Raw genomic sequence first — 19,803 nt, forward strand, 5'->3', positions numbered from 1 at the left:
CCGGCTGCTGTCATGACGTCGCCCTTGATCTCGACCGGAACCCCACCGATCGGGCCCCGCGAATTGCCCGAGGTCTGCCTGACAGCGGGCGTGACCTGTGCTCAAAGCGGACGTGTTTTCTGCCTGGTCACCTGCCAGACCGCAGGACCGCCAGCCGACTTGGCCGTGTGCTGGTGGATCTGTGATCACTGAGCAATGCTGCGGCCAAAACGACGCTCGAGCTCGCCGGGACGGCGGACGTCGTTCACAGCTCTCGATCTTCAAGGCTGGTCTCGCCCAGCGCCGCTTCTTGGCGACCCAGCCATATGAGGTCGCAACAGGCCGGCCGGTCGGTATGATCCTGCGCTCGGTAAAACCACCAAAGGGAACTAGGATCGCAGCTAGCCGCGCCGGCTGTCCCGTGCTGGGTGGCCGAGAATCCGCGTTCTAATCCGAGGCCACAGCCCTATGGGCGGGCGCGGGTCACAGGAGATCGCAAGCCGACGCGGTCGAGGGCCGCCTCAGTTTACCTGGCAACAAGTTGCTGCAGCGCCTCATGGATGACGTCGCACATGATATCCGCACCTGCCCAGCGCTTGAGCACAAGCAGGCTGCGCGCACGCCGAGACCCGAGCGAAATCTGTGCGGAATCTGAAAGGCCGAGCCCGCCAAGTCCGGCTCGGCCCGGAGCACCAGACGACTCGACAGGTCCTTCCGCGCGGTTGGGCCAAAAGCGGCCGGATGTCTGGAAGCGGCAGCCGTTAGCAATCCGTCCTCCTCACATCGATGTTGCATATCGGCTCGCAAAGGACCGTCATGCTTTTGGATCGGCTCAAAATTGATTGTACTAACAGGATGAGCGATTGGCATAGGCGTCGAACACAGCAGCAACAGCCCGAACTACAAAGCGGTGCTTGTGCCTAACGCGGATGCAACCGTTTTCGATATCCACTATCCCATCGTCGGCGAGCATCGCCAAGCTTTTAGCCGACTCGAGAAGAGGGTTCGAATCAAATCCGTGGGCTGCACAGATTGCTGGCACGTCGGCCTCCAAATCGCACATCAGCCGCTCGATGATTGCAGCTCTGAGGCGATCTTCGCCGGTGAGATGGTAGCCCTTGGACGTCGCCAAGCGGCCGGCTCTGATGTGACGACTGTAGGAACTGATAGCAACTTCGTTTTGGACGTAACCATCGCCGAGACGCCCTATGGCCGACGCACCAAAGCCGATCACAGTTTTACAGGTGTCGGCCGAGTAACCTAGGGAGTTACGCCGTAGGCGACCGGCTTTGTGCGCCAGCGCGAGCTCGTCATGAGGCAGAGCGAAATGGTCAAGCCCGATCTGGCGGTAGCCGGCGGCAATCAGGGTCTCGGCCACGGCTTCGGCCTGTTCCGCGCGCGCAGTGATGTCCGGCAGCGCTGCCTCATCGATCAGGCGCTGGTTTTTCCTAGAGGTCGGAACATGCGCGTAGCCGAACACTGCAAGTCGGTCGGGATGCATGGCTACCGCTGCCGCCGCGGTCTGAACGCATGACTGCACTGTCTGATTGGGGAGACCGTAAACAAGATCGAAATTGACACGGCTCACTCCATTATGGCGCAAGGTCTCCGTGGCGGCTGACGTCTCTGCTTCACTCTGGACCCGATTGATCGCTTTTTGAACAACGGGGTCAAAGCTTTGAATACCCAGACTCGCGCGGGTCACGCCGGCTGCCCCTAGCGCCTCGGCCATCTCGGTCGTGAATGTGCGCGGGTCGATCTCGACCGCGATCGTCGCCGTTTTCCTGAACGCGAAACGGTGGCGCAGGAGTTTCATTAGGGCCAGGAGCTCCGCAGGTCCTATGAGGGTCGGCGTTCCGCCCCCGAAGTGCACGTCGCTCACTGGCAGCGGCTTCGGCGCTTGCTCCGCAACCAAACGGATCTCATCACGCAGAACCGCCAGATAATCGAGGATCGGCGCATCCCGCCGAGTGGCTCCGGTGGGGAAGCCGCAATACCAGCATAACGAGCGGCAGAACGGGATGTGGACATAGAGCGAGACGGGTTCCTCAGCCGGCAGGCAGGTCAGCCATTCCCTACAAGCCTCGGCGTCGACCGTGGTGGAGAACTGCGGAGCAGCCGGGTAGATGGTGTACCAAGGCGGGCCAGCGTCCGCATATTTTGTCAGGATTGAGCTCCGCAATCGACGTTGTTCCTTCTTCAAATCGGCCTATTCTGCACCGCTGCGCGCTCGTGTGTCTTTGCGCTATGTCAACCGTCCGACTTAGCCGGAGGCTAACAGCGATCTCAGTGCTAGCTGCTGACTTCGCTGTCCCGGACTCAAATGATAGTGCCGACGATTGAAACGACAGGGCCGAACTGAACTAGCTCGGAGGAAGGAGCGGGTTATGCCGGCATCCGGGACGAAAACTGTGGCAATGATGATCGGGGCCTGCTGCAAGCCACCCAGGATATGCAGCGCGACATGATGGAGCTCCAGCGCGAGATAAGGGGCAGCGATGCACGAGCCGCGCGGGCCTACGAGCAGTCGAACAGCGCCCGCCGCTTGGAACGACTGGAGGGCCTCCACGCCACCAGTTTCATGAACCGATGGCTTTTCTGGCTTCAAGGGCAGTTGACCTCGATTGCGCAGCCGAGCCGATATCGGAAGCACTGTAGTAGCATTCGAAACTCATTCGCTGTCTTGGCGCAACGTGTCCGTTTTGCAGGTCCGCGCAATCCTTTCCACGCTGCATGGGGGGACCAGCTTCCTTTCCAGGCACGATGCACCCAGGATGTCGTCCAACATTGCGTGATCTGGAATCGACTGTGATTGGGAAAATGGAAACTGATGCACGTGTATCGGAGCGAGAACCAAACCAGCAGGACGGTGCTCCGGCTGCGGAAATGGCCCGTATCGTCAACGGCCTTTCATTGCCGTCGCGCCCGTCGAACAAACGGGCAATTCGGCGAACCGAGCTTCGCAAGATCGTCCCTTTAGCCGATACCACGATTTATGAAATGGAACAGCGCGGCGAGTTTCCGCGACGGTTTTACCTGACCCCGCGTTGCGTCGTTTGGGACTTGGCCGAGGTGGAAGACTGGGTTGAGGGACGTCGCCGTGCATCCAATGCAGCCTTGACAAAGAAAGCTCCACCACCGGACGTGAGGAAGCGCAAGACACGTCCAGTCAGACGGTAGCTTCCAACGGGAGCAACTGCATGGCCGGTGGATAAAGCGTTGGAACGCGCTTCCGCCCTTCCACCCACGCGTCAACCATGTCAGCCCATTCTTGGAGCATATGGCGACGCTGCTGTTCGTATTCAGCCTTGTTGTAGACGCCGCGAGAAGACCGGCCGTCTTCATGGGCGAGACATTTCTCAATCCAATCCCCGTTAAATCCCATTTCGTTGAGAAGCGTCGAGCCGGTTCGTCGAAGATCGTGCACTGTAAAGGCCTCCAATGGTAGGCCTTCTTTCTTTGTCCGCTCGACAACGGCATAGGTGACCCGATTGAATGTCGCGCGAGACATGGGCTCATCTGCCTCGTAACGTGACGGCAGGATATACCGAGAATTCCCGGCACAGGTCTTTAGCGCGATGAGAATGTCCATCGACTGTTGTGACAGATAGACATTGTGCGCCTTGGATCGCTTCATTCGTTCCTTCGGGATGGTCCAGACTGAGTTCTCGAAGTCCACCTCGGCCCAGACGGCGTTTAGCAATTCGCTCTTGCGCACCATGGTCAACAGGATCAGCCTTAATCCGAGCCGGATCGTCGGCAGGGTCGGCACATGCTCGAGTTGATTGAGCATGTGCCGAATTTCGGCGGGCGTGAGAGCGCGATCCTTGGGTACAAAGGTCGCGATCGAAGCCGGCCCAACTTCATCAGCGGGATTGGCGATCTTGGTGCCATGCAAGATGGCAAACCCGTAGATCTGCTTAATGATATCGCGCACATGGATGGCGGTGGCCGGCGCCCCGCGTTCTTTCACCTTGGCGCAGAGCTCACGCAGGTCGTCAGAGGTAATTTCGGTGAGAAAGCGGTTCTTCCAGGCGGGAACAATGTCACGGTTGAGGATGGCTTTCCGCATCGAACGCGTGCTGTCGGCCATCCTGGCTTCCTTGATCCAGCGCTCAGCAACCTCATTGAAAGTTTTCGCCTCTGAATTACGGCGCTTCTCTCGCTGTTTCTCACGCGCTGGGGACAGGCCCTCGGCCGTCGCGCGCCGAGCATCGAGGCATTTCTCTCTCGCCTGTCCAAGGGAGATGCCTCCACGACCATATCGCCCAATTGTCAGGGTCTCTCGTCTTCCATTCAAACGGTAGTCATACCTGAACGTGATTAATCCTGTCGGGGAGACGGTGACGTACATACCGTCACGGTCTGCAACCTTGTACGTTTTGTCCTTTGGTTTCAGAGACTTGAGAGCGGTATCAGTGAGCATAGGACATCCTCTCGGGGGTCGGAAATGCACTCATTACCCTCGATTTTACCGTCAGACGACTTCCATGCAACTTGTTCTTATTAATCTTGCTATATCAATCAGTTAGTCAAAATATTTTACCGTCACGCTCGAAATCTGGCTGACGGTAATGGCAAAATCAACAGGTGAGCTAAAATCCTTTACCGTCAGCTTTACCGTCAAATCCAAGCGCTTGTCCGCGATAGGGACCGATAGTCAAAGAGAGTAATTTCGTTATTTTTCAGTGGTTTAGGTGCACGTTTCGATAGGTGGCGATAGTCTCTGAACAACATCATTTCATTCCCACTCTATTGTGCCAGGCGGCTTCGAGGTCACGTCGTACACCACACGGTTGATGCCGCGCACTTCGTTGATGATGCGGGTGGCGGCGGCACCCAGGAAGGCCATGTCGTAGTGATAGAAATCAGCCGTCATGCCGTCGACCGAAGTGACTGCACGCAGCGCACAGACGAATTCGTAGGTGCGGCCGTCGCCCATCACGCCGACGGTCTGCACCGGCAACAACACGGCGAAGGCCTGCCAGATCGCGTCATAGAGGCCAGCCTTGCGGATCTCGTCGAGATAGATGGCGTCGGCCTCGCGCAGGATCTCCAGCTTCTCCCGGGTGATGCCGCCAGGGCAGCGGATGGCAAGACCGGGGCCTGGGAACGGATGGCGTCCGATGAAGCTTTCGGGCAGACCGAGCTCCTTGCCGAGCGCCCTCACCTCGTCCTTGAACAGTTCGCGCAACGGCTCGACCAGTTGCATGTTCATGCGCTCGGGCAGGCCGCCGACATTGTGGTGCGACTTGATCGTCACCGACGGGCCGCCAGTGAAGGAGACGCTTTCGATGACGTCGGGATAGAGCGTGCCTTGTGCCAGGAAATCGGCGCCGCCGAGCTTCTTCGCCTCGTCCTCGAACACCTCGATGAACAGCCGGCCGATAGTCTTGCGCTTCTTTTCTGGGTCCGACTCGCCCTCCAGCGCCGAGATGAATTTGTCGGAGGCATCGACCAGGATCAGCGGCAGATTGTAATGCTGGCGGAACATCGCCACCACACCGGCGGCCTCGTCCTTGCGCATCAGGCCGTGGTCGACGAGAATGCAGGTCAGCTGGTCGCCGACCGCCTCGTGGATCAGAAGGGCGGCGACCGAGGAATCCACGCCGCCCGACAGCGCGCAGATGACCTTGCCCTTGCCGACCTGCTTGCGGATCGCCTCGACCGCGTGTTCGCGATAGGCGCGCATCGTCCAGTCGCCTTCGATGCCGGCGATGTTGTGAACGAAATTCCTGAGCAGCCGGGCGCCGTCGGGTGTGTGCACCACCTCCGGGTGGAACATGATGCCGTACATCCTGCGCTCGACATTGCCGAAGATGGCGAAAGGCGAGCTTTCCGATTTGCCGAACACCTCGAAGCCCGGCGGCAAGGCGATGACGCGGTCGCCATGGCTCATCCACACCTGATGGCGCTGGCCGGTCGCCCAAAGCCCTTCGAACAGCGGACTGTCCTTCTCGATCTCGACGAAGGCGCGGCCGAATTCGCGATGGTTGGAGCTTTCGGCGACGCCGCCCATCTGCACGCACATGGCCATCTGGCCGTAGCAGATGCCAAGCACCGGCACCCCGGCGTCGAAGACGATCTGCGGCGCGCGCGGGCTGCCGATGTCCGATGTCGAGGCGGGGCCGCCGGACAGGATCACAGCTTTCGGATTGATGCGCTTGAACGCGGCTTCGGCCGACTGGAACGGCACGATCTCGGAAAACACGCCGGCCTCGCGGATGCGGCGGGCGATGAGTTGGGTAAACTGGCTGCCGAAATCGACAATCAGGACGGTGTCGGTGTGATTGGCTGTCGTCATGGCGAGCCTTTAGAGAAAGAAACGAGTCGGCGCAATGGGTTGCGCGGTCGCGCCGCTCACTTCGGCCCCGATGCTCCTGCCGATGCGTCGCCCCGCCCCGCGTCAAGTGTGCGCAAGGCGTCCATAAGCGCTGCGAACCGCTGCTCGCCGATGCGATCGATATAGCCGCGCTCGATCTGAAGCTTGATGCGGTCGCCGTCGCGCAAGGCATCCAGACCCTTGCGGGTATAGCACACAAGCTTGCCGCGCCCGTCCCGTGGATCGGGCAACCGCTCCAGCACGCCTTCCGCCTCCAGACCGTCGAGCAATTGCTGAACCGCTTGCTTGGAGGTGGCGGCGCGCTCGATCAATACCGACTGGCGCGTGCCGTTGCGCGGGATGTGCCCGAGCAGCCCGGCGCGCGCCTCGCTGAACCAGGCGTGGCCGGCGGACCGCATGGCGGCAGCAAATTCCACCTGCCAGGCACGGCTCGCCTGCCATAGCCGCCAGCCGACATGATCCGGCGACGCTTCGGTTTTTTCGTCAAGTTGCTTGACCATTTGTGCCAGACTCCGTATAGTCAAGATACTTGACGATATTCATCCCGTCGAGCCTCTTTCGAAACGCGAACCCATGGACAGGTATAATGACATTACTGAACAGGGACACGCTGGCCATTATCATGGTCGGAACCACGCATGTCATCGACATGGGCGGCGAGCACGCCTTCGTCTACCATGAAACTGAAGATCGGGCGCACATGCTCCTACCGGACGGCACACGCTTCCACGGACTTTGGGCGCTGCTGGACGACGGCTACAAGGTCGAATGGAAAGACGGCCCCGCCGGCGCGTGGAAACTCGATCATACACCGGGAGCGATCGATTATATCGACGCAACAGGCGCCGTGCGCGGACGCGTCTCACGCATCGATTTCGGCGATCCGCAGTGCCTGGCCGCTTGATCCGAAGAACAGTCAGCCCTCGAGCAGGCCGCCACCGATCGCCCGTTCGAGCGACTCGATCGCCACGGCCAGTTTCTCGTCGATGACGTGCAGATATTCCGTCCAGTCGTTGACATGGCGCAGATCGGCCGCGCCGTCGGAAATGCCGCGCAGGCCGATCAGCGGCACGCCGAACAATTGGCAGGCGCGCAGGCAGGCGAAGGTCTCCATGTCGACCATATCGGCGTCGATCGCATCGTAAGCGGCACCGGTGACGATCGCGCCGCCGGTCGAGAGCGTGGCGCTTCTAATGCCTGGAATAACGAGAGGCAGCGGCACCGTCACCGGCAGGTCGAGGAAAGGCGTCGCGCCCTTCTCGAAGCCGAGCGGCGAAGCGTCCATGTCGCGATAGCTCACCGAAGCGGCCTGGTAGATTTCAGCCTGTTCCAGCTTGCGGCTGCCGGCCGAGCCCAGCGAAACGACGAGGTCCGGCAATGCTTTTGTGGATTTCAACCAGGAGAGCTCGGCGCCCAGCCGTACGCCGGCTTCGACCGGGCCGACCCCCGTCATCAGCGGGTTGAACAGCCGCTGCAGATGCGGGCCATATTCGGCCTGCGCCGCCATGACGAAGAGCACATTCTTGCCACCAATGCGCACGACATTGCTCATCGGATCATCCCGCTATACCGTCGCGACCAACCATCGTCATCATCGTGCCGGTCATGGTGGCGATCAGCTTGGCCTCGCCGTCGGCGGCGAAGGCATAGGCCTGGCCGTCGGCAACGATGATGGTGCGGCCGGGTTTGGTCACCGAACCGCGGAACAAAAAGCGTTCGCCCCGGCCCGGCGCCAGAAGGTTGACCTTGAATTCGATGGTCAGCACGCCGGAATTCTCAGGCATGAGCGAGAATGCCGCATAGCCGCAAGCCGAGTCCAGCGCCGTCGAAATGACGCCTGCATGCAGGAAGCCATGCTGCTGGGTCAGCGCCGCCGAATAGGGCATCTCGATCTCGATTATGCCGGGTGTCACCAAGGTCAATTCGGCGCCGATCGTCGCCATCGCCTGCTGGCGTGCGAAGGACGCCCTGACGCGATCCTCATAGTCTGGAGCCGGTACGATCTTCGCTGCCATCGCCGTTGCCTTCGTTTGTCTGGCAAAGCTTATTGCAGAGGGATCGGCGGCAGGCAATCTCAATTGCTGCACTGCAACAATTGGTCTCGTAGGCCGTCACCGGCCGAGTGGCCGCGAACTGCCGGCGGATGCGGCAGCGCTCAGTTGGTCCGGCGCAGCGCGCAGAAATAGAACCCATCAGTGCCGCTCAGCGCCGGCGACAGGGAAATATCGCCGCCAGCGCCGATCCGCGCCGCTGCTTGGTGGCCCGGAAAACGGCCGTCCCAGAGAGCGCGGTGATCGACCGGGACAAAGCCGCTGCTGCGCTCACGAAACGCCGTGACCTGTTCGCCATTCTCCTCGTCGAACACCGAGCAGGTGATATAGACCAGCAGGCCGCCGGGTTTGACATACATCCTGGCGGCATCGAGGATCGTCGCCTGCTCGCCCTTGCGGGCGTCGAGCTGTCTCTGTGTCAGCCGCCATTTGGCATCGGGACGACGCCGCCAGGTGCCGCTGCCGGTGCAGGGCGCGTCGACCAGCACGATGTCCATGTGACCGACCAGTGGGGCAAGCTCGGCCGGCTTGGTGGCGACCTGCACATTGCGATTTTCCGAGCGGCGGATGCGGTCGAAGATTGGCGCCAGCCGCGCCTTTTCAGCATCATGGGCAAAGATCTGGCCGTGATTGTCCATCGCCGCCGACAGCGCCAGCGTCTTGCCGCCAGCGCCGGCGCAGAAGTCGAGCACCTGCATGCCGGCCGTCGCACCGGCAAGCGCTGCCGCAATTTGCGACCCCTCGTCCTGGACTTCGAACCAGCCTTTCTGGAAGGCCGGCTCGGCCTGCACGTTCGGGTGTCGGCCATCACCGTCGATCGGCGGGATGCGGATACCGTAGGGTGCGATCCGTGCGACACTGGCACCGGTCTGCTCGAGTTCGGCCAAGACCTTGACGCGATCGGCTTGAAGCGTGTTGACCCGGATGTCGAGCGGCGGACGCGTGGCCAGCGCCGCGCCCTCCTCGACCCATGTCTCGCCAAAGGCCCGCTCGAAAAGCGGTTCGCACCAATCGGGTATGTCGGCGCGAACCGCGGGCGGCGCGTCCGCAAGCCGGCGTTCCGCGATTGCCTGGAGTTCCGTGGCGCTGAGCAGCGGCGGCGCGAACTTGTCGCCTTCAAGCGCGGCGTTGAGCGACTGCCCCGTCTGGTTCCATTCGAGCAACAGCGCCCCGAAGCCGATGGGGCGCGGCGTGTCTTCGCCCAGCAACCAGCCGGCGGAGCGCTTGTGGCGCAGCGCGTCGTAGACGATGTTGCCGATCGCGGCGCGATCACCACCGCCGGCGAAGCGATGCGACAGGCCCCAGTCCTTCAGCGCGTCGGCCACCGGCCGATGACGCCGACCAATGTCCTCCAGCACTTCGATAGCCGCAGCCAGCCGTCCGCCCAGTCGCATTCGTCATTCCATCAAATCGAGCACATTATCTCGGTCTGCTCTTAGAGCCTTTCACGTCCGGATTGAACCCCGCTCGGTCTCGCCGCGAGCGCAAGCTGGCCATGGTCGGCAAACCTGTCCGATCAGTAAATCTTCACGGCGGTTAACAGTAGGCAGACCAGTAGATGCAATATTTCTAATGTTCTTAACTGGCGGTTGCAAGGACGGCGTATGGCGCTACAGCTCTGCTTTCCAAGTTTTTCGGTTGGGAATACTCTTGCCGCCATGATTCGCGGCGCGGAAACCGTGGACCGGCGGATCGTCACGAGGAGAGGGCAATGAAGACTTATCTGGCGGAAGTTCTAGGCACATTTCTGTTGGTGTTCATCGGTACGGCGTCCGTGGTGACGGGCGGCTTCGGCGGCGCGCTGCCGCTTGGCCAGGAAGGCATCGGCCTGGCATTCGGCATCGGCCTCATCGCGGCGGCCTATGCGATCGGCCCGATTTCGGGCGCGCATCTCAATCCGGCGGTGACACTCGGCGTCTTCCTTGCCGGCCGGCTGCCTGCCAAGGACGTCATCCCCTATTGGATCGCGCAGATCATCGGCGCCATCATCGCCTCGCTTGCGCTGTGGATCATCGTTTCTGGCCAGACCGGCGGCCACACAGGCGGCTTCGGCGCCAATGGCTGGGACGAGACGAAATGGGGCATGAGCTCGGCGTTCCTGTGGGAACTGATCGGCACCTTCACCTTCGTCACGGTGATCCTCGGCGTTACCGCTGAAAAGCACTCGACGGCTTTTGCCGGTCTGATCATCGGCTTGACGCTGGCCGGCATTCACTTCGCCATGATCCCGGTCACCGGCACCTCGGTCAATCCGGCGCGCTCCATCGGTCCGGCGCTGTTTACCGGCGGTGCCGCACTCAGCCAGCTCTGGCTGTTCATCGTCGCGCCGTTGATCGGCGGCGCCATTGCCGGAGTCGTCGCCAAGGCGCGTATTTTCGAGAAGGATTGATTGCCGGAGCTTGAATGCAAAAAAAGGCGCGAGCTACGGCCCGCGCCTTTTTTTGCGACTTTGAGTTCGGATCAGGCAGCGATATCAAACCGGTCGGCGTTCATCACCTTGGTCCATGCCGCAACGAAATCCCGGGCGAATTTCTGCCCGGCGTCCGCCGATCCGTAGACTTCGGCCAAGGCACGCAGCTGCGCATGCGAGCCGAAGATCAGATCGGCGCGGGTGCCGGTCCACTTGACGGCCTTGGTCCTGCGGTCGCGCGCCTCGTAGACCTCTTCCGAGCCCGGCTCGGAGCCGGCAGCCGGATCCCACACCGTGCTCATGCTGAGCAGGTTGACGAAGAAGTCGTTGGTCAGCGTACCCGGCCTGTCGGTGAACACGCCATGCTTTGACTGGCCGGTGTTGGCGCCGAGCACCCGCAGGCCGCCAACAAGCACCGTCAGCTCCGGCGCCGTCAGGCCCAGCAACTGCGCCCGGTCGACCAGCATGGCTTCGACCGACATGGGCTGCTTGCCTCTGACGTAGTTGCGGAAGCCGTCGACTTTCGGCTCGAGAGCGGCAAAAGAGTGGACGTCCGTCTGCTCTTGCGAGGCATCCATGCGGCCGGGCGTGAACGGCACGTTCACGTCGTTGCCACCATCCTTCGCGGCCTTCTCGACGGCCGCGACACCACCGAGCACGATCAGGTCGGCAAGCGAGACCTTCTTGCCGCCAGCGTTGAACTCCTTCCGAATGCCTTCGAGCTTGGCAAGCACCTTCGCTAGCTCGGCCGGCTGGTTGACGTCCCAGTCCTTCTGCGGTGCCAGCCGGATGCGGGCACCGTTGGCGCCGCCGCGCTTGTCGGAGTTGCGGAAGGTCGAAGCCGAGGCCCAGGCCGTCGAGACCAGTTCGGAAACCGACAGGCCGGAGGCCAGAATCTTGGCCTTCAGCGATGCGATGTCCTGGTCGCTGACCAGTTCATGGTCGACCGCCGGGATCGGATCCTGCCAGATCAGCTCTTCCTTCGGCACCAACGGGCCGAGATAGCGGACGACCGGGCCCATGTCGCGGTGGGTCAGCTTGAACCAGGCGCGGGCAAAGGCATCGGCGAACTGATCCGGATGTTCGTGGAAACGCCGCGAGATCTTCTCGTAGGCCGGGTCGGCCCGCAGCGCGAGGTCGGTGGTTAGCATGGCCGGCGCGCGACGCTTCGAAGGGTCGTGCGCATCGGGCACCGTGCCGGCACCGGCGCCACCCTTCGGCGTCCACTGATGGGCGCCTGCCGGGCTCTTCGTCAGTTCCCATTCGTAGTTGAACAGGTTGTCGAAGAAGTTGTTGCTCCACTTGGTGGGCGTCGTTGTCCAGGTGACTTCGAGGCCCGAGGTGATGGCATCGCCGGCAATTCCCGACGCATACTTGCTCGACCAGCCGAGGCCCTGCGCCTCTATGCCGGCGCCTTCCGGCTCGGCCCCTACCAGCGAGGCATCACCGGCGCCATGGGTCTTGCCAAAGGTGTGGCCGCCGGCGATCAGCGCCACGGTTTCCTCGTCGTTCATCGCCATGCGAGCGAAGGTTTCGCGGATGTCGCGCGCGGCGGCGATCGGGTCCGGCTTGCCGTTCGGGCCTTCCGGGTTGACGTAGATCAAGCCCATCTGCACGGCGCCGAGATGGCCACGAAGCTCACGGTCGCCCGAATAGCGCTCGTCGCCAAGCCACTTGGTCTCGGAGCCCCAGTCGACGTCCTGCTCCGGCTCCCAAACGTCGGCGCGGCCACCGGCGAAGCCGAAGGTCTTGAAGCCCATCGATTCCAGCGCGACGTTGCCGGTGAGGATCAACAGGTCGGCCCAGGAAATCTTGCGGCCGTATTTCTGCTTGACCGGCCACAGCAGCCGGCGCGCCTTGTCAAGATTGGCGTTATCAGGCCAGCTGTTCAGCGGCGCGAAACGCTGCTGGCCCGCTCCGGCCCCGCCGCGACCGTCGCCGATGCGATAGGTGCCGGCGCTGTGCCAGGCCATGCGGATGAAGAGCGGCCCATAATGGCCGAAGTCGGCCGGCCACCAGTCCTGCGAATCCGTCATGACCTTATGCAGGTCCTTGACCACCGCATCGAGGTCGAGACTCGCGAATTCCTTGGCATAATCGAAGTCCTCGCCCATCGGGTCCGACAGATTCGACTGCTGGTGGAGAACGCCGAGGTCAAGCTGGTTCGGCCACCAGTCACGATTGGTCCGGCTGGCGGATCCATGCGCAACAGGGCATTTGCCCGCGCTGTTGTCGTCGGTTTTCGCGTCCATCTCTCACTCCAATTTTGCCGAGGTTTGATTTGCCGAGGTTGATTTTTGCCGAGATTTTGGGGGCGGCCAGCGGCCCGCGCCAATCTGGAACGACCCCAGACTAGGCCACACTGACGATAAAAACAAATTGCCTTTCCTGTTTATTTCGATAGGATTTTCTTATGATAGGCTTGACTGCATGATCGGATTGACAGTTCGCCAGATGCATTATTTTGACGCGCTGGCGCAGACGCTGCATTTCGGGCGTGCGGCGAAACTTGCCGGTGTCAGCCAGCCGGCGCTGTCCTCCCAGATCGCAGAAATGGAGCAACGGCTGAACTGCCGGCTGTTCGAACGCGGCGGCAAGTCGGTGCGCATGACGGACGAAGCGGTCGCCCTGTTGCCTCGCATCGAGCGCATCCTGGCTGACATACGTGACGTGGAAACGACGGCCCGGCGCGGCCGCACCGCCATGGAGGGACGCTTCCGGTTGGGCATCATCCCGACCGTAGCGCCCTATCTTCTGCCGCGGGCCTTGCCCGAACTGAAGAAGCATTTCCCGGCCCTGCTGCTCGAACTGCGCGAGGCGGTCACCACCTCCCTGGTCGAGGACACCGCATCGCGAAAACTCGATGCCTTCATCGCCGCGCTTCCGCTCGACCATCCCGGGCTGATCACCGAAGCGCTGTTTCCCGACCGGTTCTTCCTGGCCGTGCCATCAGGCGATCCGGCCTTTGCCTCGCCGCCGGTTCCGCCCGAGAGCCCGGCGCTGGAAAGACTGATGCTGCTGGAAGAAGGCCATTGCCTGCGCGAACAGGCGCTGGCCGTCTGCGGCAATGTGCGGCCGGTGGCGATGGCAAGCTATGGCGCGACCAGCCTGACCACGCTTTTGCAGATGGTGGCGCACGGGCTCGGTGTCACTCTCATCCCCGAAATGGCGGCGGGCCCTGCCGGCACTATCCCCGATCTCAAGATCGTGCCGTTCCAGGAGCCGATGCCGCAGCGCATGATCTGCCTAGCCTGGCGGCGCAACAATGCGCGGCACGGCGAATGCGTCGAACTGGCGAAGATCATCCGGGGCCTCGGTGCGGTGATGCTGGTGGCGTGAGAAGCGAACAACCCCGCGCCGGACCGTTCGCGCGTGCGAGAGCCGGGCTCGGCGCAGGGCATCGGAGATGCGGAACCGACGACGTCAGCCTGTCAGGGTATCGCGATGCCGGCATGGTGACTTCCCAAGTGCCAGAAGGGTAGCCGAAACCGATCACGCTCCGCTTCGACGATATGGAAGCCCGCCGCCCGGATCAGCTGCAATGGGTCGCGGTTGAGACGGCAGCCGCCGGCGAGCCGGCCCCACAGCCGGTTCAGATGCTCCTGCCACCGGCGGCAACGCGGCCCTTCGGCCTGGCCGTGCTCGATGAAGATCAGCCGGCCCGTGGGCTTCAGGATGCGCCGGATCTCGGTCAGCGCCACCTCAGGGTCCGGAATGGTGCAGAAGGCATAGGTGACGACGACCGTGTCGGCGAAGCTGTCGGTCAATGGCAGTCTTTCACCGCTGGCCCGGATACAGTCGACATCGAATGGCAAGGAACGGGTCTTCGGTTCGGCCAGACCCAGCATCGTGCCGTCGGGATCGACGCCGACCACCCGTTTCACCCTGCCGGCGTCGTAATAGGGAAGGTTCAGGCCGGACCCGAAACCGACCTCGACCACAACGCCCCCCGCCCGCGGGATCAAGCGCCTTCGCATATGCGCGAAGGCGCTGGCCGAACAGCCGGCGTGGACGAGGTAGGGAGCAATGCAGCGCGCGTACCAGGAGAGACAGGATTGGCACATGCTTCAGCCTCCTAGCCGTGTGCTGGCGGCACCGGAAGGGATGCCTCCGCCGGCAGCGGGCCCTGATGTGCAATGGTGGATGGGAGTATTGACCAGTGACATTTCTCGCTCCAAGGGAGTCTCATGATCGGGCCCGATCGGCCCGACGTCGTGGGGATGGATAGAAGGCCGGCGTCCCCTCAACGTCCCTGGATGGCGGTGGTCGGATCGATGGAGCGATTGGAATTCCGATTTCTGGGTTTTCCGGAGTTCCGCTTGAACGGCCGGCGGGTGGAACTCGCCCTGCGCAAGGCGGCAGCCCTCCTCATCTATATCGCCGAGGCCAGCGGGCCGGTGGCGCGCGAGGTCGCCGCCACACTTTTGTGGCCCGAGACCGACGATCAGGCCGCACGCGCCCGCCTTCGGCGGACACTCTATAAAATCCGCATCGCGTTCGGCAGTGAGATCATCGCCGCCACAGGCGGCTCCCTCAGCCTGCACCCAGCATTGTCCGCTGAGATCGACACCAGGGTTTTCGAGCATGCCTGCAATTCCGGCTCTCTCGACGCCGCAGCCGATATCTACAAAGTCGACTATCTCGCCGGCTCCTCGCTGCCGGACTGTCCGGAATTCGAAGAATGGGTCTTCTTCCGGCGGGAGACCTTGCGCGGCCGCTTGGTGCAAGCGCTGGAGCGGCTCGTCGAAGCCAAGATCGCCGGCGGCGAGCCGCGCGGCGCGATCGTTCATGCGACGCGGCTGGCGGCACTCGACCCCCTGAGCGAAAGCGCGCACCGCCACTTGATCCGTGCCCACCTGGCGGCAGGCGACAGGGCGGCGGCGGAGCGTCAGATCGAGACGTGCATCCGGCTGTTGCGGGACGAACTCGGCGTAGCGCCGAACCCCGCCACGCTGGCCATGCTGCGCGAGCCAACTCAGGACACCACCTTGGACGTGCCCAGAACGCGCTATGTCGCGGTCGACGGCATCCACATCGCGTACCAGATCGTCGGTAGCGGCCCGACGGACATCGTGCTCGTTCCCGGCTTTATTTCGCATGTCGAGCGTATCTGGGAAGACCCGGGCTGCCGCGCCTGGCTGACCGCGATTTCGCGCCTGGGTCGCCTGATTCTCTTCGACCGGCGCGGCATGGGGCTTTCCGACCGCGTGGGTGCCCGTCCCACAGTCGAGGCGACGGCGCAGGATATTCTGGCGGTCATGAATGCGGCCGGCAGCCGCCGGGCCTTGCTCGTCGGCGCGTCGGAGGGTGGGCCGGGCTGTATCCGTTTTGCGGTCGAGCATCCCGATCGGCTGACAGGCCTTGTCCTGTGGGGCTCGCTTGCGAAAGGCAGCCGCGCGCCTGACTATCCCTACGCCTTGACCGTCGCGCAGTATGATCTTTGGAAGCAACGCCTGCTCGCGGGCTGGGGTGGCCCGGCGGAAATCGAAACCTTCGCCCCAAGCCTCGCTGGCGACCGTCAGGCGAGGACTTGGTGGGCCGGATTGCTCAGGGCAGCCTCCAGCCCGGGCGCGGTCGCGGGCCTGCTCGAGGCATTGCGGGACGCCGATGTCCGTCACCTCCTGGCAAAAGTCTCCGCCCCGACGATGGTCCTCCACCGTTCCGGCGACCGCGCCGTGCGCATCGAGGCCGGGCGGTTTCTCGCGTCCAGGATTCCCGGCGCGCGTTTCATCGAGGTCGACGGCGACGACCACTGGTTCTGGGTCGGCGACCAGCAGATGCTGCTCCACAGCATCAGCGCGCTGGTACGACGCGGCTGATCCGGCCTCACGCCGTCTTTTGCGTCACCAGTCCCAGCTCTTCCACCATCGCCTGACGCATCAGGAATTTCTGCGGCTTGCCGGTCACCGTCATCGGCAATTCGGTGCGGAAGCGGATGTGGCGCGGCACCTTGTAGTGGGCGATCTGGCCGGCGCAGAAGGCCTTGATCTCCTGTTCGGTGGCGACCTGGCCGGGCTTGAGGACGATCCAGGCGCACAACTCCTCGCCATATTTGGCGTCGGGAATGCCGAAGACCTGGACTTCCCGCACTTTGGGATGGCGGTAGAGGAATTCCTCGACCTCTCTGGGATAGACGTTCTCGCCGCCACGGATGACCATGTCCTTGACGCGGCCGACAATGTTGCAATAGCCCTCGGCGTCGATGGTGGCGAGGTCGCCGGTGTGCATCCAGCCATCACTATCTATCGCCTCGCGGGTCTTTTCGTCGTCGTCCCAATAGCCCTTCATCACCGAATAGCCGCGCGTGCAAAGCTCGCCCGGCGCGCCGACCGCAACGGTGGCGCCATCGGCGTCGATCGCCTTGACCTCGACATGCGGATGGATGCGCCCGACGGTCGAGACGCGCTTTTCCAGCGGATCGTCAACGCTGCTCTGGAACGAGACCGGACTGGTCTCGGTCATGCCGTAGGCGATGGTCACTTGCGCCATATGCATCAGCGATACCACCTTCTTCATCACCTCGATCGGGCATGGCGAACCGGCCATGATGCCGGTGCGCAGGCTGGACAGATCGAAGGATGAAAAGTCCGGATGGTCGAGCATGCCTACGAACATGGTCGGCACGCCATAGAGGCCGGTGCAGCGCTCCTGCGACACGGCTTTCAACGTTAGGCCCGGATCAAAACCCTCGCAGGGGAAAACCATGGTCGCGCCCTTCGACACGCAACCCATCGTGCCCATCGACATGCCGAAGCAATGGTAGAGCGGCACAGGGATGCAGAGCCGGTCGTCGACGGTGAGGTTGATGGCCGAGGTGACGAAATTGCCGTTGTTGACGATGTTCAGATGGGTGAGCGTCGCGCCCTTGGGTGCCCCTGTCGTGCCCGAGGTGAACTGGATGTTGATCGCATCGCCCGGCTTCAGCCCCTCGGAAATGCGGTCAAGGCTGTCATGCTCGTCGCGCCCAGCCATGGCCAGCACATCGCCGAAATTGAACATGCCTGGCGAGTTCTCCTCGCCCATGCGGATGACAATCCTGAGCGCCGGCAACTTGCTGGCCTTCAGTTTGCCCGGTGTTGCCGTGGCGATCTCCGGCGCCAGCGTCTCGATCATGCCGAGATAGTCCGACGTCTTGAAGCTGGCCGCCGTCACCAAGGCCTTGCAGCCGACCTTGTTCAGGGCATATTCCAGTTCGGTCAGCCGGTAGGCGGGATTGATGTTGACCAAGATCAGGCCGATGCGGGCGGTGGCGAACTGCGTCACCAGCCATTCCCACCGGTTGGGTGACCAGATGCCGACCCGGTCGTCCTTCTGGAGACCGAGTGCCAGGAAGCCGGCGGCCAGCGCATCCACCGTGTCCGACAGTTCGCTCCAGGTGAAGCGCTTGTCCTGGCCGACAAAGACGGCGGCATCGAGCGTGCCGTATTTGCTGACGGTGTCGGAGAAAAGTGCTGGAATGGTCTTGTCGAGCAGCGGCACGCCGCGATCGCCCGAGACATGCGCCCTGCCATCCACGGGCGCGATAAAGACGCCGCCAGCACGCGCGCCACGGCCGCGCAGATTGGTGGCGTTCTTCAGCTCGTCGAGATTGACCGGCATCGCTGTCTCCTCCAAGACTGGCCGAACCTATCAGCCTGCCGGGATGCTGGAAATCCCGTCGATGGTACTGGAGCCCCTTCCCTGAAGGATCGCTATGCGATCGCTGCCGCCATTTTCGCGACGATGTCGCGCAAGACGGCTTCGTCGGCAGCGGCACGTGTCTTCCTCGAAGCCACAAGGCAGGCCTGCGACTCCAGCACGACGCCATCGCCCAGCACCTTGAGATGGTTGGCGCGCAGCGTCGAGCCCGTGCTGGTGATGTCGACGATGACGTCGGCAAGGCCGGCCGCCGGCGCGCCCTCGGTGGCGCCGAGGCTCTCGACGATGCGATAGACCTGGATACCGTGTTTGAGCGAAAAGAACTGCTGCGTCAGCCGCCAGTATTTGGTGGCGATCCTGAGCCGCCGGCCATGACGCTGGCGGAAATCGGCTGCAACGTCGTCGAGATCGGCCATGGTATCGACATCGAGCCAGATCTCGGGCACCGCGACCACGACATCGGCATGGCCGAAGCCGAGGCGGGCGACGATCTCGGTTCGCGCTTCCCAGTCGGCGAGATTTTCCCGCACCAGGTCCTCACCGGTGATGCCGAGATCGACCGCGCCCTGGCCTATTTCGCCCGATATTTCGGAGGCCGACAGGAAAACCACTTCGACATTGTCCAGGCCCTCGACGCGGGCGTGATATTTGCGCTCGTCGCCGGGCAGGCTGACGGCGAGGCCAGCCTTGGCCAGCACCTCCAGGGCCTGCTCCTTGAGCCTGCCCTTCGACGGGATCGCCAGTGTGATCATGATGCCGCCCCCCGCAACGCTTCGATGCGGTCGAGCCACACCGAGAAGCCGACACCAGGGATCGCGGTCCTGGCGCCGAGCAGCGTCAGCAACCTGTCATAGCGCCCGCCACCGGCGAGGGGACGCTCGCCATTGGCCGCCGCGATTTCGAAGACCACACCCGTGTAATAATCGAGCGGACGGCCGAAAGCGGCGTCGTAGCGAATTTCTCCCGAGGGCAAGCCATGCGCCTCGATCGCCTTGGCGCGGGCCGAGAATTTTTCCAGCGCGGCGCCCAGCGAAAGTCCGGCGCCGGCGGCGAAGGTTTCCAACGCCTGGGCTGCGCCATCGAGCGGCACGTCGATCGTCAGAAAATTCTTCAGGGCAGCGAAAGCCTCGTTCGACAGCCGCACGCTGCGCAACTCGGCTTTCTCGATCAGCCGCCGCGCGATATCCGACGGCGCGCGCCCGGCGGATGCCGACAGGCCAGCCTCTTCCATGCCGCCGGCAATGTGCTGGGAAAGACCGTCCAGATCGCCGTCGAGGACAAGCGCCGCGACTGGACCGGAGAGCTGGCCGTTGCGCGGCGGGTTGGCGAGATCGGCGAGTGCGGCCTCCAGCATCGGCGCCGAGCCGAAGGCGCGGGCCAGC

General features: G+C 62.9%; 17 protein-coding genes. 5 read left to right on the forward strand and 12 right to left on the reverse strand.

The annotated features are described in order from the left end of the window. Positions 1 to 826 precede the first annotated feature (826 nt). The gene (hemN, locus tag O7A61_RS06915) at positions 827 to 2,161 is read right to left on the reverse strand and encodes an oxygen-independent coproporphyrinogen III oxidase (protein ID WP_337129124.1); all 1,335 of its coding nucleotides are present in this window, start codon (positions 2,159 to 2,161) and stop codon (positions 827 to 829) included. A gap of 605 nt (positions 2,162 to 2,766) precedes the next feature. Here hemN and O7A61_RS06920 point away from each other — a divergent pair. Continuing rightward, positions 2,767 to 3,159 carry a helix-turn-helix transcriptional regulator gene (locus O7A61_RS06920; protein WP_442921052.1) on the forward strand — a complete coding sequence of 131 codons (393 nt, stop codon included), beginning with the start codon at positions 2,767 to 2,769 and terminating at the stop codon, positions 3,157 to 3,159. On the opposite strand, the gene O7A61_RS06925 is transcribed toward O7A61_RS06920, so the two are convergent. From O7A61_RS06925 to O7A61_RS06935, 3 genes are all read right to left on the reverse strand, one after another. Continuing rightward, complete coding sequence (locus O7A61_RS06925) at positions 3,149 to 4,405, reverse strand: tyrosine-type recombinase/integrase (protein WP_337129110.1); 1,257 nt, start codon at positions 4,403 to 4,405, stop codon at positions 3,149 to 3,151. The genes O7A61_RS06920 and O7A61_RS06925 overlap by 11 nt on opposite strands. 315 nt (positions 4,406 to 4,720) lie before the next feature. Beyond that, positions 4,721 to 6,283 carry a glutamine-hydrolyzing GMP synthase gene (guaA, locus tag O7A61_RS06930; protein ID WP_337107363.1) on the reverse strand — a complete coding sequence of 521 codons (1,563 nt, stop codon included), beginning with the start codon at positions 6,281 to 6,283 and terminating at the stop codon, positions 4,721 to 4,723. Between the two features lie 56 nt (positions 6,284 to 6,339). After that, complete coding sequence (locus O7A61_RS06935) at positions 6,340 to 6,822, reverse strand: MarR family winged helix-turn-helix transcriptional regulator (RefSeq protein WP_337129111.1); 483 nt, start codon at positions 6,820 to 6,822, stop codon at positions 6,340 to 6,342. A gap of 86 nt (positions 6,823 to 6,908) precedes the next feature. Between O7A61_RS06935 and O7A61_RS06940 the strand changes: the two genes are divergently transcribed. After that, positions 6,909 to 7,226: a hypothetical protein gene (locus O7A61_RS06940; protein WP_337129112.1), complete on the forward strand. Its 318-nt coding sequence runs from the start codon at positions 6,909 to 6,911 to the stop codon at positions 7,224 to 7,226. Between the two features lie 12 nt (positions 7,227 to 7,238). Here O7A61_RS06940 and O7A61_RS06945 read toward each other — a convergent pair whose 3' ends face one another. The 3 genes from O7A61_RS06945 to O7A61_RS06955 all read right to left on the reverse strand — a co-directional run bounded on the left by O7A61_RS06945 (position 7,239) and on the right by O7A61_RS06955 (position 9,767). After that, positions 7,239 to 7,874, reverse strand: a complete 636-nt coding sequence (locus tag O7A61_RS06945; RefSeq protein ID WP_337107360.1) for a 5'-methylthioadenosine/S-adenosylhomocysteine nucleosidase — start codon at positions 7,872 to 7,874, stop codon at positions 7,239 to 7,241. A gap of 4 nt (positions 7,875 to 7,878) precedes the next feature. Then, a complete protein-coding gene (locus O7A61_RS06950) occupies positions 7,879 to 8,337 on the reverse strand; it encodes a PaaI family thioesterase (RefSeq protein WP_027146613.1) in 459 nt (152 codons plus the stop codon). A gap of 140 nt (positions 8,338 to 8,477) precedes the next feature. Then, positions 8,478 to 9,767, reverse strand: coding sequence for an RsmB/NOP family class I SAM-dependent RNA methyltransferase (locus tag O7A61_RS06955; protein ID WP_337129113.1), 1,290 nt, complete (start codon positions 9,765 to 9,767; stop codon positions 8,478 to 8,480). A 317-nt stretch (positions 9,768 to 10,084) separates the two neighbouring features. Between O7A61_RS06955 and O7A61_RS06960 the strand changes: the two genes are divergently transcribed. Then, positions 10,085 to 10,762 (forward strand): MIP family channel protein, encoded by a 678-nt coding sequence (locus O7A61_RS06960; RefSeq protein ID WP_337129114.1) that lies wholly within the window; start codon positions 10,085 to 10,087, stop codon positions 10,760 to 10,762. 71 nt (positions 10,763 to 10,833) lie between these two features. Here O7A61_RS06960 and katG read toward each other — a convergent pair whose 3' ends face one another. Next, positions 10,834 to 13,035, reverse strand: a complete 2,202-nt coding sequence (gene katG / locus O7A61_RS06965) for a catalase/peroxidase HPI (protein ID WP_337129115.1) — start codon at positions 13,033 to 13,035, stop codon at positions 10,834 to 10,836. Between the two features lie 178 nt (positions 13,036 to 13,213). Between katG and O7A61_RS06970 the strand changes: the two genes are divergently transcribed. Next, positions 13,214 to 14,122, forward strand: a complete 909-nt coding sequence (locus O7A61_RS06970) for a hydrogen peroxide-inducible genes activator (RefSeq protein WP_140504564.1) — start codon at positions 13,214 to 13,216, stop codon at positions 14,120 to 14,122. Positions 14,123 to 14,214: 92 nt separating this feature from the next. On the opposite strand, the gene O7A61_RS06975 is transcribed toward O7A61_RS06970, so the two are convergent. Beyond that, the gene (locus tag O7A61_RS06975) at positions 14,215 to 14,847 is read right to left on the reverse strand and encodes a class I SAM-dependent methyltransferase (protein ID WP_337129116.1); all 633 of its coding nucleotides are present in this window, start codon (positions 14,845 to 14,847) and stop codon (positions 14,215 to 14,217) included. A gap of 210 nt (positions 14,848 to 15,057) precedes the next feature. Between O7A61_RS06975 and O7A61_RS06980 the strand changes: the two genes are divergently transcribed. After that, entirely contained in the window at positions 15,058 to 16,602 is a 1,545-nt protein-coding gene (locus O7A61_RS06980; protein WP_337129117.1) for an alpha/beta fold hydrolase, read from the forward strand. 7 nt (positions 16,603 to 16,609) lie between these two features. On the opposite strand, the gene O7A61_RS06985 is transcribed toward O7A61_RS06980, so the two are convergent. The 3 genes from O7A61_RS06985 to O7A61_RS06995 form a co-directional block, all read right to left on the reverse strand. Further along, a complete protein-coding gene (locus tag O7A61_RS06985) occupies positions 16,610 to 18,382 on the reverse strand; it encodes an AMP-binding protein (protein ID WP_337129118.1) in 1,773 nt (590 codons plus the stop codon). Between the two features lie 92 nt (positions 18,383 to 18,474). Continuing rightward, positions 18,475 to 19,173 (reverse strand): ATP phosphoribosyltransferase, encoded by a 699-nt coding sequence (gene hisG, locus O7A61_RS06990; RefSeq protein WP_337129119.1) that lies wholly within the window; start codon positions 19,171 to 19,173, stop codon positions 18,475 to 18,477. After that, positions 19,170 to 19,803 (reverse strand): ATP phosphoribosyltransferase regulatory subunit (locus O7A61_RS06995; RefSeq protein ID WP_337129120.1); only part of this gene is annotated, 634 nt, incomplete at its 5' end. The genes hisG and O7A61_RS06995, both read right to left, overlap by 4 nt.

The organism is Mesorhizobium sp. Cs1321R2N1 (assembly GCF_037179725.1).
GTDB lineage: Bacteria > Pseudomonadota > Alphaproteobacteria > Rhizobiales > Rhizobiaceae > Mesorhizobium > Mesorhizobium salmacidum.

Coding starts and splice junctions, on each gene's coding strand:
- O7A61_RS06925 (WP_337129110.1), bottom strand. CDS start 4,405: ATGCTCACTGATACCGCTCTCAAGTCTCTGAAACCAAAGGACAAAACG.
- guaA (WP_337107363.1), bottom strand. CDS start 6,283: ATGACGACAGCCAATCACACCGACACCGTCCTGATTGTCGATTTCGGC.
- O7A61_RS06935 (WP_337129111.1), bottom strand. CDS start 6,822: ATGGTCAAGCAACTTGACGAAAAAACCGAAGCGTCGCCGGATCATGTC.
- O7A61_RS06940 (WP_337129112.1), top strand. CDS start 6,909: ATGACATTACTGAACAGGGACACGCTGGCCATTATCATGGTCGGAACC.
- O7A61_RS06945 (WP_337107360.1), bottom strand. CDS start 7,874: ATGAGCAATGTCGTGCGCATTGGTGGCAAGAATGTGCTCTTCGTCATG.
- O7A61_RS06950 (WP_027146613.1), bottom strand. CDS start 8,337: ATGGCAGCGAAGATCGTACCGGCTCCAGACTATGAGGATCGCGTCAGG.
- O7A61_RS06955 (WP_337129113.1), bottom strand. CDS start 9,767: ATGCGACTGGGCGGACGGCTGGCTGCGGCTATCGAAGTGCTGGAGGAC.
- O7A61_RS06960 (WP_337129114.1), top strand. CDS start 10,085: ATGAAGACTTATCTGGCGGAAGTTCTAGGCACATTTCTGTTGGTGTTC.
- katG (WP_337129115.1), bottom strand. CDS start 13,035: ATGGACGCGAAAACCGACGACAACAGCGCGGGCAAATGCCCTGTTGCG.
- O7A61_RS06970 (WP_140504564.1), top strand. CDS start 13,214: ATGATCGGATTGACAGTTCGCCAGATGCATTATTTTGACGCGCTGGCG.
- O7A61_RS06975 (WP_337129116.1), bottom strand. CDS start 14,847: ATGTGCCAATCCTGTCTCTCCTGGTACGCGCGCTGCATTGCTCCCTAC.
- O7A61_RS06980 (WP_337129117.1), top strand. CDS start 15,058: ATGGAGCGATTGGAATTCCGATTTCTGGGTTTTCCGGAGTTCCGCTTG.
- O7A61_RS06985 (WP_337129118.1), bottom strand. CDS start 18,382: ATGCCGGTCAATCTCGACGAGCTGAAGAACGCCACCAATCTGCGCGGC.
- hisG (WP_337129119.1), bottom strand. CDS start 19,173: ATGATCACACTGGCGATCCCGTCGAAGGGCAGGCTCAAGGAGCAGGCC.